At 68.8% G+C, this 14,470-nt stretch carries 12 protein-coding genes; 9 read left to right on the top strand and 3 right to left on the bottom strand.

Going from position 1 to position 14,470, the window contains the following annotated elements:
- On the bottom strand, nucleotides 1-1,355 hold a 1,355-nt coding region (locus M1M07_RS21045), incomplete at its 3' end, for an Hsp70 family protein (RefSeq protein WP_248675431.1).
- 307 nt (nucleotides 1,356-1,662) lie between these two features.
- On the opposite strand from M1M07_RS21045, the gene groES reads away from it, so the two are divergent.
- Both groES and groL read left to right on the top strand, forming a co-directional pair.
- On the top strand, nucleotides 1,663-1,965 hold the full coding sequence (groES, locus tag M1M07_RS21040; protein WP_068154369.1) for a co-chaperone GroES: 303 nt from the start codon (nucleotides 1,663-1,665) through the stop codon (nucleotides 1,963-1,965).
- An 85-nt stretch (nucleotides 1,966-2,050) separates the two neighbouring features.
- Complete coding sequence (groL, locus tag M1M07_RS21035) at nucleotides 2,051-3,667, top strand: chaperonin GroEL (RefSeq protein ID WP_248675430.1); 1,617 nt, start codon at nucleotides 2,051-2,053, stop codon at nucleotides 3,665-3,667.
- A gap of 81 nt (nucleotides 3,668-3,748) precedes the next feature.
- Here groL and M1M07_RS21030 read toward each other — a convergent pair whose 3' ends face one another.
- Nucleotides 3,749-4,042, bottom strand: coding sequence for a WhiB family transcriptional regulator (locus tag M1M07_RS21030; protein WP_197250868.1), 294 nt, complete (start codon nucleotides 4,040-4,042; stop codon nucleotides 3,749-3,751).
- Nucleotides 4,043-4,627: 585 nt separating this feature from the next.
- On the opposite strand from M1M07_RS21030, the gene M1M07_RS21025 reads away from it, so the two are divergent.
- The 3 genes from M1M07_RS21025 to M1M07_RS21015 all read left to right on the top strand — a co-directional run bounded on the left by M1M07_RS21025 (nucleotide 4,628) and on the right by M1M07_RS21015 (nucleotide 7,234).
- Nucleotides 4,628-5,446, top strand: a complete 819-nt coding sequence (locus M1M07_RS21025; RefSeq protein WP_197250873.1) for a hypothetical protein — start codon at nucleotides 4,628-4,630, stop codon at nucleotides 5,444-5,446.
- A 119-nt stretch (nucleotides 5,447-5,565) separates the two neighbouring features.
- A complete protein-coding gene (locus M1M07_RS21020; RefSeq protein ID WP_197250872.1) occupies nucleotides 5,566-6,144 on the top strand; it encodes a sigma-70 family RNA polymerase sigma factor in 579 nt (192 codons plus the stop codon).
- Entirely contained in the window at nucleotides 6,137-7,234 is a 1,098-nt protein-coding gene (locus M1M07_RS21015) for an anti-sigma-D factor RsdA (protein ID WP_197250867.1), read from the top strand. The genes M1M07_RS21020 and M1M07_RS21015 overlap by 8 nt, the downstream gene beginning before the upstream one ends.
- Nucleotides 7,235-7,315: 81 nt before the next feature.
- Here M1M07_RS21015 and M1M07_RS21010 read toward each other — a convergent pair whose 3' ends face one another.
- A complete protein-coding gene (locus tag M1M07_RS21010; protein WP_197250866.1) occupies nucleotides 7,316-7,726 on the bottom strand; it encodes a DUF5319 domain-containing protein in 411 nt (136 codons plus the stop codon).
- Between the two features lie 361 nt (nucleotides 7,727-8,087).
- Here M1M07_RS21010 and guaB point away from each other — a divergent pair, with 361 nt between their 5' ends.
- The 4 genes from guaB (at nucleotide 8,088) to guaA (ending at nucleotide 14,415) form a co-directional block, all read left to right on the top strand.
- A complete protein-coding gene (gene guaB / locus M1M07_RS21005) occupies nucleotides 8,088-9,611 on the top strand; it encodes an IMP dehydrogenase (RefSeq protein WP_248675429.1) in 1,524 nt (507 codons plus the stop codon).
- An 81-nt stretch (nucleotides 9,612-9,692) separates the two neighbouring features.
- Nucleotides 9,693-10,835 (top strand): GuaB3 family IMP dehydrogenase-related protein, encoded by a 1,143-nt coding sequence (locus M1M07_RS21000; protein WP_197250864.1) that lies wholly within the window; start codon nucleotides 9,693-9,695, stop codon nucleotides 10,833-10,835.
- A 233-nt stretch (nucleotides 10,836-11,068) separates the two neighbouring features.
- A complete protein-coding gene (locus tag M1M07_RS20995; RefSeq protein WP_248675428.1) occupies nucleotides 11,069-12,802 on the top strand; it encodes an FAD-dependent oxidoreductase in 1,734 nt (577 codons plus the stop codon).
- Nucleotides 12,803-12,843: 41 nt separating this feature from the next.
- A complete protein-coding gene (gene guaA / locus M1M07_RS20990) occupies nucleotides 12,844-14,415 on the top strand; it encodes a glutamine-hydrolyzing GMP synthase (RefSeq protein ID WP_197250863.1) in 1,572 nt (523 codons plus the stop codon).
- Nucleotides 14,416-14,470: the final 55 nt, after the last annotated feature.

Raw genomic sequence — 14,470 nt, 5'->3', positions numbered from 1 at the left:
GTCGTGGTCACCGGCGGGGTGGAGGTCGGCGGGGTCGGCTGCGGGGGCGTGGTTCCCGACGTGGTCGAGCCCGGACGCTCGTCGTCGTCATCGGGGCTCTGCGTGGTCGGCGATATCGGCGGGAGCAGCGACGTCGTGGTTTCCGGCACCGTCGTGGTCGGCATCGTCGTCCGGTCCTCGTCGTTGTCGGTGGTGACCCCGCCCGAGGGGAGCCGGGTGGGAACCGGATCGTAGGACGGGATGCGTGTCTCGGTCGGGGCGGTCGCGTCGGGCTCGACCGTGTCGGAGGTGATCGGCGGGACCGAGTCGCTGGATCCGGCGGGGGAGACGGGCCGGTCGGTGGTCGCCGGCTCGGCGATCTGATCGGTCGCGTAACCGGCGACGAGTGCCCCGGCGACCAGCGCGCCGACGAGCACCCCGGCGGTGCGGCCCGAGGAGCGGGACGCACCGGACTCGGTGCTCCCGGCGAGCGGGTAGCGGTCGAGGTGGGGGTGATCGTCCAGGTACGCGGCGCCGTGTGCGGGAACGGTCGCGGGTTCGTCGACGGTGACCGCGGGACCGTCGAACGCGGCGGTGACCGCTGCGGCCAGCGCCGGAAGGGACGATGCGCCGCCGACGAGTACGAGCGCCTGCGGGGTGGCCGGGGCCGCGGCGCAGGTCCGGGCGGTGAACTCCGCGGCCTCACCGACCAGATCCGCGACCAGCTCGTCGAGTTCGGTGCGGGTGACCGTGACGGACACGCCCGGTCCGGCCTCGCCGATCTCGATGTGGGCGGTATCGCCGGCGGTGAGGGCTTCGAGGGCACCCAAGCAGCGCGCGGAAAGCAGTTCGTTGTCGACCGGCATGCGGGTGCGGACACCGTCCGTGGATCGGTGGACGTGGTCGAGGAGCCGTCCGGTGATCGTCTCGCCGCCGACTGCGTCGATGCGGTCGGTGTGCAGGATCCTGCCGTCGACCCGGTCGACGACCGACACACTCATCCCGGACGCGCCGACGTCGGCGATCGCGATCGCGCCGTCGGAGTCGGCGAGTCCGGTGGTGTGCAGGTAGGTGACGACCGCGGTCGTCTCCGGGATCAACCGGACGAGGCGGCCCTCCCGGTTCGCGGCGGCGCGGACGGAGTCGGCCTGTTCGGTGGTGCGGTAGGCGACCGTGACGACTTCGGGCGCCGGGATGTCGGCGATCTGCGTCGTCATCAGCGTGACCGCGTCGAAGACGAGGGCACCGAGGTCGCGATGATCGTGCGTGTCGGCTGTGAGTTCGCGGTATTCGGTGGTCCGGCCTTGCGGCGCGTCGATCACCAGCGCGGAACCCACCCCGGATGCTCCGGTGGAGATTCCCAGCGACGTGCGCATTGTTTACCTTCCGAGCGTGACCGGAGGCCAAGGAGCTCGTGTGCACCTCGATCGGTCACCGTATGGTCACGCTTCGTGTCTCTGTTATCCGAACGTAACAGAAGGACGGTACGACGCGCCGAGTACGAGTAAGCGCCCGGAAGCCTTGAGTGCTGGCACTCGCATGTATAGAGTGCTAGTGACACCGAGCGTCGGCCCGGCACCCGCGACGACGGGACCTCGCGCGGAGTCTGTGGTGACTGAACGAATCCGAGTCCGGGAGCACAAGTTTCCGGACCCAAGTACCCCTGAAAGTGGAGGGCTCATCGTGGCGAGCGTGAACATCAAGCCGCTCGAGGACAAGATCCTCGTCCAGGCCAACGAGGCCGAGACGACGACTGCCTCCGGCCTCGTCATTCCGGACACGGCGAAGGAGAAGCCCCAGGAGGGCACCGTCGTCGCCGTCGGCCCCGGCCGCTGGGACGAGGATGGCGACAAGCGCATCCCCCTGGATGTCAAGGAAGGCGACGTCGTCATCTACAGCAAGTACGGCGGAACCGAGATCAAGTACGCAGGCCAGGAGTACCTGATCCTGTCGGCTCGCGACGTGCTGGCCGTCGTCGCCAAGTAAGCCGCGTGCATTCCGCCCCGGAGTTCCTCAACGGACCCGGGGCGGAGTCCGTTCCGGAGAAATTCGACAGGAGTAGTCGGAGAACATGTCCAAGCAAATCGAGTTCAACGAGACCGCGCGGCGCGCGCTCGAGCGTGGCGTCGACCGCCTCGCCGACGCCGTCAAGGTCACGCTCGGCCCGCGCGGGCGGCACGTCGTGCTCGCCAAGGCGTTCGGCGGTCCGACCGTCACCAACGACGGTGTGAGCATCGCCCGCGAGATCGAGCTGGAGGATCCGTTCGAGAACCTCGGTGCCCAGCTCGTCAAGAGCGTCGCCACGAAGACCAACGACGTCGCCGGTGACGGCACCACCACCGCGACCGTCCTCGCCCAGGCCCTGGTCAAGGCCGGCCTGAGGAACGTCGCCGCGGGTGCCAACCCGATCGCGCTCGGCGCGGGTATCGCGAAGGGCGCCGACAAGGTCACGGAGGCGCTGCTCGCGCTCGCGACCCCGGTGCAGGGCAAGGAGGCCATTGCGCAGGTCGCGACGGTTTCGTCCCGCGACGAGGAGATCGGTGCGCTGGTCGGCGAGGCCCTCAGCACCGTCGGCGAGAACGGTGTCGTCACGGTCGAGGAATCCTCGACCCTGCACACCGAACTGGTCGTCACCGAGGGCGTTCAGTTCGACAAGGGCTACCTGTCGCCGTACTTCATCACCGACGTCGACGCTCAGCAGGCGGTTCTCGAGGACGCGCTGGTGCTGCTCTACCGCGAGAAGATCAGCTCGCTGCCGGACTTCCTGCCGCTGCTCGAGAAGATCGCCGAGTCCGGCAAGCCGGTCCTGATCATCGCCGAGGACATCGAGGGCGAGGCACTGTCGACGCTGGTCGTCAACGCGATCCGCAAGACCCTCAAGGCCGTTGCCGTCAAGGCGCCGTACTTCGGCGACCGCCGCAAGGCGTTCCTGGAGGACCTCGCCGTCGTCACCGCGGGCACCGTCATCAATTCCGATCTCGGCCTGACTCTCAAGGAAGCCGGGCTCGAGCTGCTCGGTTCCGCCCGCCGTGTCGTGGTGAGCAAGGACAACACCACGATCGTCGACGGTGCCGGCACCCCCGAGGCCATCGAGGAGCGCGCCGCCCAGCTGCGCCGTGAAATCGAGGCAACGGACTCGGACTGGGATCGGGAGAAGCTCGAAGAGCGCCTGGCCAAGCTCGCCGGCGGCGTTGCCGTCATCAAGGTCGGGGCGGCCACCGAGACCGACCTCAAGGAGCGCAAGTTCCGGGTCGAGGACGCGGTGAACGCCGCCAAGGCCGCCGTCGAGGAGGGCATCGTCCCCGGTGGCGGTTCGGCACTGGTGCAGGCGTCGCTCGAGCTCGCCGAGCTCGAGGAGTCTCTGTCGGGTGACGAGGCCACCGGTGTCGCCGTTCTGCGGACGGCGCTGTCGGCACCGCTGTTCTGGATCGCGGCCAATGCGGGGCTCGACGGCTCCGTCGTGATCTCCAAGGTCGCCGAGAGCCCGAAGGGTCACGGGTTCAACGCCGCGACGCTCACCTACGGCGACCTGCTCGCCGACGGTGTCGTCGACCCGGTCAAGGTGACGCGTTCGGCGGTCGTCAACGCCTCGTCCGTCGCCCGCATGGTGCTCACCACCGAGAGCGCGGTCGTCGACAAGCCCGAGGAGGCTGCCGACGCCGGCCACGGTCACGGTCACGCCCACTAGGCGACCGACACAGGTCACGCGATAGACACGAAGCCCCGCCCGGGACTCCCGGGCGGGGCTTCGTCGTCTGGTTCGAAACAGTCAAACAGCGATCTTGCGGCGCCTGTGTCGTGCGTACATCTCGCGCTCGGTCTCGGACATTCCTCCCCAGATGCCGTATGGCTCGGCGACATTGAGAGCATGCTCCCGGCACTGGGCGATCACCGGGCAGGCTCGGCACATCTCCTTGGCGCGGCTCTCCCGCTGGGCGCGAGCGCGTCCGCGCTCACCGTCCGGGTGGAAGAACATCGAGGAGTCCACGCCGCGACACAGGCCGTGCATCTGCCAATCCCAGATGTCCGCGTTGGGTCCGGGGAGGTGATGTGGTGCAGGCATGGTGGCACTCCTTTGCAGCATGCTCGCGTTGGTGCGAGCGGACCGTGGCCGGGAACCGCGTCCCGGCCGAGCATTCTTTCGAACACGGCCACCGTAAAAGCGCGGTGCAAATCACGTCAATACTTCCGTGACGTGGGAAATTCCATATCGCTCATCGCGAGAATTAACCTGCGAAATGTTTACTTCGGGGTCGATTCATGATTGGCTGTCGTTCGGCTCTGGCCTGCTGCGATGTCCTGGATGACACCGGCAATTCCTCCGATGTGCCGTTCACCTGCTGTTTTGTAGGCCGTCCCGTTCTTCCAGCCGCCGCTTCGGCCGCATCTTCCGTGAAATCCCGAGTCCGGCAGCGTACATGCACCCTGTTTGAAATTAACGGACTGTAAACGGCCGACGAATGGCGCACGAAGACCGGAATTCGCAGTCGATATATTTGCGCTCCCGGTGCTTGTTTCTCGCCGGTAGGGGACCGGGGATGTCCGGTCGCGACGATGATGCAATGATTTCGGCGTGTCCGCGACCGTTGCATCTGCGCGCCCGTCCGCTGTCCCCGCCGAGGACGCACTCTCCGCCGAGGATGCGGTCCTGACGGCTGCGGCGTTCGGGGACAGGCCGGGCACGAGTCCGCTGCCTGCCGCGACCGATCCTTACCGGCGATGGCTCCGCGCGGTCGCTCTGGGCGGCCAGGGCTTCTACAGCGGTGCCCGGGCGGAACTGGCGCGATTGCAGCGCGAGGTCACGGAAGGCCCCCTGGCGTCCCTCGCGGCGAGCACCGAGGCCTCGCTGTTACGTCAGCTCGGATGGCACCGGCAGGCCGCGACGCACGACGGTCGCGCGTTCGCTCTGGCCCGCGCGGCCGTTCCGCGGCTTCCGGAGGACACGACCCGCATCGTCGAAGCGCAGTGCGATGCCCTGACCGGCCTGGCCGCCGATGCGCTCGGGTGCGGCCGCCTCGACCTGTCGCGGCGGCTGCTCGCACAGTGCGCGGACCTGCTGAGGGCCGCCGGGGACGACGCCGCTGCCGGGACCTTCTGGCGGCAGCGGATCAGGCTGCACTGGGTGACGGCGGAAACCGCGCTGGCCTCCGGCGATTTCGGGACCGCGAAGCAGCACGCCGCGCAGGCCTCCGCCCTGGCCGACCGGAGCCCGTCCGTGCGGCACCGGGTGAAATCCGACCTCCTGCGCGCGGCGTCGGCGACCGGCGACCCCGACCTCGGGCCGGCGCGTGTGCTCGCCGCCGGCGTGTCCGAGCGTTGCGCGGAACACGGCCTGGTGCCGCTGCGCTGGGCGGCGGCGATGCTGGCACACGGAATCGGTGCCGTGCCCGGCGCAGATCACGTGCGGGACGAATGTGCCCAGGTCGTGACCTGTCGCGGAGGCCGGTTCGCGACGATCCGAAACTAGTTCTGCCAGGGCGAATCGGAGTTGTCCGGGCATGTCGTTAGGCTGGTGGCGTTCCACCGTCAGTGGAAGCACTCCCGGGCGGGGACGTGCCACTTGTAACACCAGGACATACGCAATCGATGACTGTTATGGGTGAGGAGTTGGACTCGGCAGTCGCTGCGGCTTCGCAAGGCGATCGGGCTGCCCTCGCCCAGGTTCTCGCAAGCATCCGACCCCTGGTCGTGCGGTACTGCCGGGCAAGGGTCGGGTCTGCGGAGCGCGGCCAGCACTCCGCGGACGACGTGGCGCAGGAGGTATGCCTGGCTGTGATGACGGCGCTGCCGCGATACCAGGACCAAGGACGGCCCTTCATGGCGTTCGTCTACGGGATCGCAGCGCACAAGGTCGCCGACGCGCATCGGAGTACCGCCCGTAATCGGTCGGACCCGGTCGCTGACGTTCCCGAAGTGATGTCGCTGGAAGACAGCCCGGAAGAACATGCGCTCAACGCGGAGATGAGCCGGCAGATGAAAGACCTGCTCGGAACGCTCCCGGAGAAGCAACGCGAGATCCTGATCATGCGGTTGGTGGTGGGGTTGTCGGCGGAGGAGACGGCAGCCGCAGTTGGAAGTACGGCGGGGGCCGTTCGAGTGGCTCAACACCGAGCCATCGCCCGACTCAAGAAGGAAGTGACGAGAGCAGGTGAGAGGAATGGGTAGGAAGCGCGGTGACGACGACTTCCACGCTGATCTCGCCGACGACGGCACCCCGGTGGACATCGCGGCCGTGCGTCGTGATGATGCCCTCATCGACGCGATCTCCGGTGACGGTCCGGTAACGACGGAATCGGCCGAAGAGTACGAACTTGCCACGCTGCTGGCGGGATGGCGCGCGGAGATCCTCTCCGAGCCGTTACCGGCCGGCCCCGATCTCGACGAGATCGTCGCCGCGGTCCATCGTGAAATCGATGCCCGCGATGCCGAGACGGCCGGTCGAGCGCGCTCCCGCACCCAGCTTCGCCTGCTGCGCCCTATCGCCGGAGCCGCTGCCCTCGTCGCGATAGCTGTCGGCGGTGCGGCGGCCGTGTCCTACGGCGCCGAACCGGGTGACCCGCTCTGGGGCGTCAAGGAAGTCGTTTTCAGCGAGCAGGCGCAGAGCACCGTCGCGCGGATCGATACGACGTCGAGTCTCGAGCAGGCCGAGCGTGCACTCGCCGCCGGCGACACCGAGGTCGCCAAGCAACTGCTCGAATCGGCGCAGGTCCGATCCAGCGATGTCGTCGACGCCGGTCAACGGGACGAACTGGGCGACTGGCTGCAGCGACTGTCGGACGAACTGAGCAAGCTCGTGCCGGTCCCGCTGCCGGGTCTGCCGGTACCGGCACCGGCACCGGCCCCGGTCCCCGCGCCGGTGCCACCGGCGACGGTCCCACAGTCCGACGCCGCGGTGCCTCCGCAGACACCCGGCACGACAGGGCAGGGAACCCCGTCGGGCACCCCCTCGGACGCCGCGACGCAACCGTCCCCATCCCCGTCCTCGTCGCCCGACCCGACGATCCTGAACCAGCCGACGACGCAGCCGTCGGTGCCGACGGTCGAGCCGAGCACTCGCCCGACGACCACGCAGCCGCAGACGCAGCCGCCGCCGAGCACCCAGCCGAGCACGCAGCCGCAGACGCCGTCCACCACGAATCCGCCCACCACGACCGCGTCGGCCTCGGCATCGACGACGTCTCTCGAGCAGCAGTCGATCAGCGCGCCGGTGGGTACACCGGGTACGCGCTCGGAAGAGACCACGGAAGTGCCCTGACGGTCACCTCGACGTGAAACGCGGCGCCGGCACACTCTCGGGTGTGCCGGCGCCGCGTTTCGTCGTGTTCGGGTGACGTGCTCAGGAATCGAAGCCGTACGGGTCCGCGGGAAGTGCCTCGTTCATCGACGCATCCGCATACCCGCGGCAGTAGTCCCACGTCACGTACGCCTCGGGCGAGGGATCGTATGCGGGCTCGTGCGGCCGGACCGTCCCGTCCACGAGGAGCTGCAGCAGGTTCGCGCGCAGCATGTCCCAGTCGTGGTAGTGGTCCTGGTGGCAGTCCTCACAGCAGACGACGAGACCGCGGACCCCACGCGGGGCCAGCAGTGCCTCGTAGACGGCGAGGTCCGCAAGGTCCTCTTCGACCGCCAACCGCTCCGAGGGGTCCAGCGGCTGACCCGGCTCGATCGCGTCCAGCGCGGCCGACGGGTCGTCGGGATCTCCGGCGAAGGGGTCCGGTGGAAGACCCGGAGGTAACTGATCACGCACGACACCCACGGTACGCAGTGCGGTGGGGTCTGCGCCAGCCGTAGCGGTGGACACGCCGACGAACAGGGCCCTGTGGTCCTTGTGGAGCGGGGCCGCCGGCCCCGGGCAAGGGTGCGGGCTGCGGCAGTGCGGATTGCGGCAAACGATACGATGGGGAGGTGAGCGTACCGGCTGCCTCGGACCGCCCGGGGAATATTCGTACCGCTCACGACATTGTTGGTCACGGCATTGCTGCTCACGACGCCGGCGCCTCGTCGCCGCTCCGTCGTCCGCGACAGCGTCGTTTCACGCTCAGAAACCTGTCGGGCCGGAAATCGTCCGGACCCGCATCGTATCGACTGGCATGGAGGGTCCGAACCGCATGAGTAGTACCGGAGGGCACGTGCACACCGGCGGCGACGACCCGAACAAGGTCGCGATGCTGGGCCTGACCTTCGACGACGTGCTGCTGCTCCCCGCGGCGTCCGATGTCGTCCCGAGCCAGGTGGACACGTCGAGCCAGTTGACGCGCGAGATCCGCCTGCGCATCCCGCTGGTCAGTTCCGCGATGGACACCGTCACAGAGTCGCGCATGGCGATCGCCATGGCCCGTGCCGGCGGCATGGGTGTGCTGCACCGCAACATGTCCGCAGAGGTCCAGGCCGCGCAGGTCGAGACCGTCAAGCGTTCCGAGGCCGGCATGGTCACCGACCCGGTCACCTGCAAGCCGACCGACACCCTCGCCGAGGTGGACGCCATGTGCGCCCGCTTCCGGATCTCGGGTCTGCCGGTCACCGACGACGACGGCCTGCTCGTCGGCATCATCACCAACCGCGACATGCGGTTCGAGGTCGACCAGAACCGGCCGGTCGCCGAGGTCATGACCAAGGCACCGCTCGTCACCGCACGCGAAGGGGTCAGTGCCGAGGCCGCGCTGGGGCTGCTGCGCCGTCACAAGATCGAGAAGCTCCCGATCGTCGACGGACAGGGCAAGCTCACCGGTCTCATCACCGTCAAGGACTTCGTCAAGACCGAGCAGCACCCGAACGCCACCAAGGACCGCGACGGCCGCCTGCTGGTCGGCGCGGCCGTCGGTGTCGGCGACGACTCGTGGACCCGCGCGATGCTGCTGACGGACGCCGGCGTCGACGTTCTCGTCGTCGACAGTGCCCACGGTCACTCGGCCGGCGTGCTGTCGATGATCTCCAAGCTCAAGGCGGAGGTCGGCGACCGCGTCCAGATCATCGGCGGCAACGTCGCGACCCGCGCCGGGGCGGCTGCCCTCATCGAGGCGGGCGTCGACGCGGTCAAGGTCGGTGTCGGACCCGGCTCGATCTGCACCACCCGTGTCATCGCCGGTGTCGGCGCACCCCAGATCACCGCGATCCTCGAGGCCACCGCTGCGGCCGCACTGCACGGCATCCCCGTGATCGCCGACGGTGGCCTGCAGTTCTCCGGCGACGTCGCGAAGGCCCTCGCGGCCGGTGCGTCGACGGCGATGCTCGGTTCGCTGCTCGCCGGCACGGCCGAGTCCCCCGGTGAGCTGATCCTCGTCAACGGCAAGCAGTTCAAGAGCTACCGCGGAATGGGTTCGCTGGGCGCGATGCAGTCGCGTGGCGAGGCCAAGTCGTATTCGAAGGACCGGTACTTCCAGGACGACGTCCTCTCCGAGGACAAGCTGGTCCCCGAGGGTATCGAGGGCCGGGTCCCGTTCCGTGGCCCGCTGCAGCAGGTCACCCACCAGCTCATCGGCGGCCTGCGGGCGGCGATGGGATACACCGGGGCGGCCACGATCGAGCAACTGCAGTCGGCGCAGTTCGTGCAGATCACCGCTGCAGGGCTCAAGGAGAGCCACCCGCACGACATCACGATCACCGCGGAGGCACCGAACTACGCGGCCCGGTAGCCGCACGTTCGAATCACGCCGGTCGGTTCTCCCGTCTCGTCCGCGAGGGGAGAACCGGCCTCACACGAGAAAGGGGCGCGCGTGCGCGACCTCGTTGAAATCGGCATGGGCCGCACCGCCCGGCGCACCTACGAGCTGGACGACATCGACATCGTGCCGTCCCGCCGGACGCGGTCTTCCAAGGAGGTGTCGACGGCCTGGCAGATCGATGCCTACCGATTCGACATCCCGGTGCTCGCGCATCCCACCGACGCGCTGGTCTCGCCGAAGTTCGCCGTCGAGCTCGGCAAGGCCGGCGGTCTGGGCGTCATCAACGGTGAAGGTCTGTGGGGCCGGCACGAGGACGTCGAGTCGGAGATCACCAAGCTCGTCGAGCTCGCCGAGACGAACCCGGATCCCAGCGCCGCGGTGGCCTACCTGCAGAAGCTGCACGCGGCTCCGCTGCGCCCCGAGCTGCTCGCCGCGGCGGTCGGTGAGGTGCGGGACGCGGGCGTGACGACGGCGGTGCGGGTCAGCCCCCAGAATGCGCGTGCGCTGACCCCCGACCTGATCAAGGCGGGCATCGACCTGCTGGTCATCCAGGGAACGATCATCTCCGCCGAGCACGTCGCGCACGGCGAGGACGAGCCGCTCAACCTCAAGACGTTCATCTCCGAGCTGGACGTGCCGGTCGTGGCCGGCGGTGTGAGCGATCACCGCACGGCTCTGCACCTGATGCGTACCGGCGCGGCCGGTGTCATCGTCGGCTACGGCTCGACGGCCGGTGCCACGACCACCAGCAGCGCTCTCGGCATCGGGATCCCGATGGCCACCGCGATCGCGGACGCCGCCGCGGCCCGTCGCGACTACCTGGACGAAACCGGTGGCCGCTACGTGCACGTCATCGCGGACGGTGACATCGAGACCGCCGGTGACCTGGCGAAGGCCATCGCGTGCGGTGCCGACGCGGCCGTGCTCGGTGCGCCGCTGGCGGTGTCCGCCGAGGCGCCCGGTCGCGGCTGGTACTGGCCGTCCGTCGCGGCGCACCCGTCCATGCCGCGTGGGTCCGTGTTGCAGGTCGAGGTCGACGACGAGCGTCCCGGCCTGGACCGGGTGCTGGGCGGGCCGTCGGACGACCCGTACGGTTCGCTGAACCTCGTCGGCGGGCTGCGCCGGGCGATGGCGAAGTCCGGTTACTCGGACCTCAAGGAATTCCAGAAGGTGGGTCTGTCGGTTCGCGCCTGACAGGTTTCTCCGCTTCCGGTGGCCGGATGTCGGATCGGTTCGTGTGTCACGGGCCGACTCGGCGTCCGGCCGTCGTCGTTCACGGGAACTGCTGTGGTCCACCGGGCAGCGTGGCCGCCGACCTGCGGTTTCCGCTACGCGCGGTAACAGTTAGGTAATCCTTGTGGCAGCTGTCACAGACCCGGGGTGCATACTGGCGAGTAACAACCAGTTTCACGGGTGGAGGTACTCCGATGGGTAGGCAGCGCGCGACGGACTACGACGTCCTCATCGTCGGCTCGGGCTTCGGTGGCAGCGTCACGGCGCTGCGGCTCGTGGAGAAGGGCTACCGGGTCGGTGTTCTCGAAGCGGGCCGGCGGTACGCGGACGCGGACTTCGCCGAGACCAGCTGGGACCTCAAGCGCTTCCTGTGGGCCCCGAAGTTCGGATGCTTCGGCATCCAGCGCGTGCACCTGCTGCGTGACTGCCTCATCCTCGCCGGCGCCGGCGTGGGCGGCGGATCCCTCAATTACGCGAACACCCTCTACAAGCCGCCCGCCTCGTTCTTCGAGGACAGGCAGTGGGCGCACATCACCGACTGGCACGACGAACTCTCGCCCTACTACGACCAGGCCCGCCGGATCCTCGGCGTCGTCACGAACCCGCACATGACACCCGCCGACGAGGTGATCAAATCCGTCGCCGAGGACATGGGCGTCGGCGACACGTTCATCCAGACGCCGGTCGGCGTCTACTTCGGCGAACCCGGCCGCACCGTCGCCGATCCCTATTTCGGTGGCGTCGGACCCGACCGCACCGGCTGCATCGAATGCGGCGAGTGCATGACCGGCTGCCGGCACGGCGCGAAGAACACCCTCGTGAAGAACTACCTGGGCCTCGCCGAGAAGGCCGGCGCCGAGATCGTCCCGATGACCACGGTCACCGACCTGCGGGAAACCCCGGACGGCAGCTGGGAGGTCGTCACCGAACGCACCGGAGCGTGGCGACGCAAGAACCGGCGCACCTACACCGCCGGGCACGTCGTGCTCGCCGCCGGCACCTGGGGCACGCAACACCTGCTGCACCATCTCAAGGACACCGGCGCGCTGCCGAAACTGTCGGACCGGCTCGGCGAACTGACCCGCACCAACTCCGAGTCGATCGTCGGCGCCGGGAAGATGAAGGTCGACCCGAACATGGACCTGACCCGCGGTGTCGCGATCACCTCGTCCTTCCACCCGACCGCCGACACCCACATCGAACCGGTCCGCTACGGCAAGGGCTCGAACGCGATGGGTCTGCTGCAGACCCTCATGACCGACGGTGGGGGCCGCACCCCGCGGTGGATGAAGTTCCTCCTCCAGGTCGCGAAGAACCCGGTGCAGATGGCGCGGATGCTGTCGGTCAAGGACTGGAGCGAGCGGACCATCATCGCGCTGGTCATGCAGAACCTCGACAACTCCATCACGACCTACACCAAGAAGGGCCTCTTCGGCCGCCGCAAGGTCACCAGCAAGCAGGGCCACGGCGAGCCGAATCCCACCTGGATTCCCGCGGGTAACGAGGCCACCCGACGCATCGCCGAGAAGATCGACGGCATCGCCGGCGGCACCTGGGGCGAGATCTTCAACATCCCGCTCACCGCGCACTTCCTCGGCGGCGCGGTCATCGGCAGCGACCCCGACCACGGCGTCATCGACCCCTACCACCGCGTCTACGGCTACCCGACGCTCAGCGTCGTCGACGGGGCGGCCGTCTCCGCGAACCTCGGGGTGAACCCGTCGCTGACGATCGCCGCGCAGGCCGAACGGTCCGCGGCACTGTGGCCGAACAAGGGCGAGGACGACGTGCGTCCCGCGCAGGGCGAGCCCTACCGTCGGCTGAACCCGATCGTCCCGAAGAACCCGGTGGTGCCGGCGGGTGCCCCCGGCGCGCTGTCGCTGCCGATCGTCGAGATCCGCAGCGGTTCGGATGCCGGCGTGGCCTGACCGGCGTTCGTGTGACGTGGACCGCCGCTTAGACTGTTCGGGTGTCGCAAACCCAGCAGTCCAAGCCGGTCCTCGTCATCGACTTCGGAGCCCAGTACGCGCAGCTGATCGCTCGCCGCGTCCGGGAAGCGAAGGTGTACTCGGAGGTCGTGCCGCACACGGCGACCGTCGAGGAGATCGCGGCCAAGGAGCCGCTCGCGGTCGTGCTGTCCGGCGGCCCGTCCAGCGTGTACGAGGAGGGTGCTCCCCAGCTCGACCCGAAGCTGTTCGACCTGGGCGTGCCGGTCTTCGGTATCTGCTACGGCTTCCAGGCGATGGCCCAGGCCCTCGGCGGCACGGTCGCACACACCGGCAGCCGTGAGTACGGCCGCACCGAGATGTCGGTGAGCGGCGGCGTCCTGCACGAAGGTCTGCCCGCGACGCAGCCCGTGTGGATGAGCCACGGCGACGGCGTGACAGCCGCACCCGAGGGCTTCGAGGTCACCGCGTCCAGCGCGGGCGCACCGGTCGCGGCCTTCGAGGACCGGGCCCGCCGGCTCGCCGGCGTCCAGTACCACCCGGAGGTTCTGCACTCGCCGCACGGCCAGCAGGTGCTCAGCCGCTTCCTGCACGAGATCGCCGGCATCCCCGGCGCGTGGACGGCCGCGAACATCGCCGAGTCGCTCATCGCCCAGGTCCGCGAGCAGGTCGGCGACGGCAAGGCCATCTGCGGTCTGTCCGGCGGTGTCGATTCCGCTGTCGCCGCCGCGCTCGTGCAGCGCGCGATCGGTGACCGCCTCACCTGCGTGTTCGTCGATCACGGCCTGATGCGCGCCGGTGAGCGTGAGCAGGTCGAGAAGGACTTCGTCGCGGCGACCGGAGCCCGGCTGGTGACGGTCGACGCCTCCGAGACGTTCCTGCGCGAACTGGCCGGAGTGTCCGACCCGGAAACCAAGCGCAAGATCATCGGCCGCGAGTTCATTCGCAGCTTCGAGGGTGCGGTCTCCGAGGTGCTCGGTGAGAGCGCCGCACACGGCGAGACCATCGACTTCCTCGTGCAGGGCACGTTGTACCCGGACGTCGTCGAATCCGGTGGCGGCGCCGGCACCGCGAACATCAAGAGCCACCACAACGTCGGCGGTCTGCCGGAGGACCTGCAGTTCGAGCTCGTCGAGCCGCTGCGCCTGCTGTTCAAGGACGAGGTCCGCGCGGTCGGCCGCGAACTGGGTCTGCCCGAGGAGATCGTCGGACGCCAGCCGTTCCCCGGCCCGGGCCTGGGCATCCGCATCATCGGTGAGGTCACCCAGGAACGCCTCGAAATCCTGCGTCACGCGGATTCCATTGCGCGCGAAGAGCTCACGGCCGCGGGTCTCGACGGTCAGATCTGGCAGTGCCCGGTCGTGCTCCTCGCCGACGTGCGCAGCGTCGGTGTGCAGGGCGACGGACGCACCTACGGTCATCCGATCGTGTTGCGCCCGGTCTCGAGCGAGGACGCAATGACCGCGGACTGGACCCGCCTGCCGTACGAGACGCTCGAGCGCATCTCCACCCGCATCACCAACGAGGTCGCCGAGGTCAACCGCGTCGTCCTCGACGTGACCAGCAAGCCGCCGGGAACGATCGAGTGGGAGTGATCCTCCCGTAGCAGCGACTGTGCCCCTCGGATCGAAGGATCTCTCCTTCGGAATC

This window comes from Rhodococcus sp. HM1 (assembly GCF_023218075.1).
In the GTDB taxonomy this organism is placed as follows: Bacteria; Actinomycetota; Actinomycetes; order Mycobacteriales; family Mycobacteriaceae; genus Rhodococcus.
Note: the sequence above shows the minus strand (reverse complement) of the source record. Positions and strands in the feature narration are given on the sequence as shown.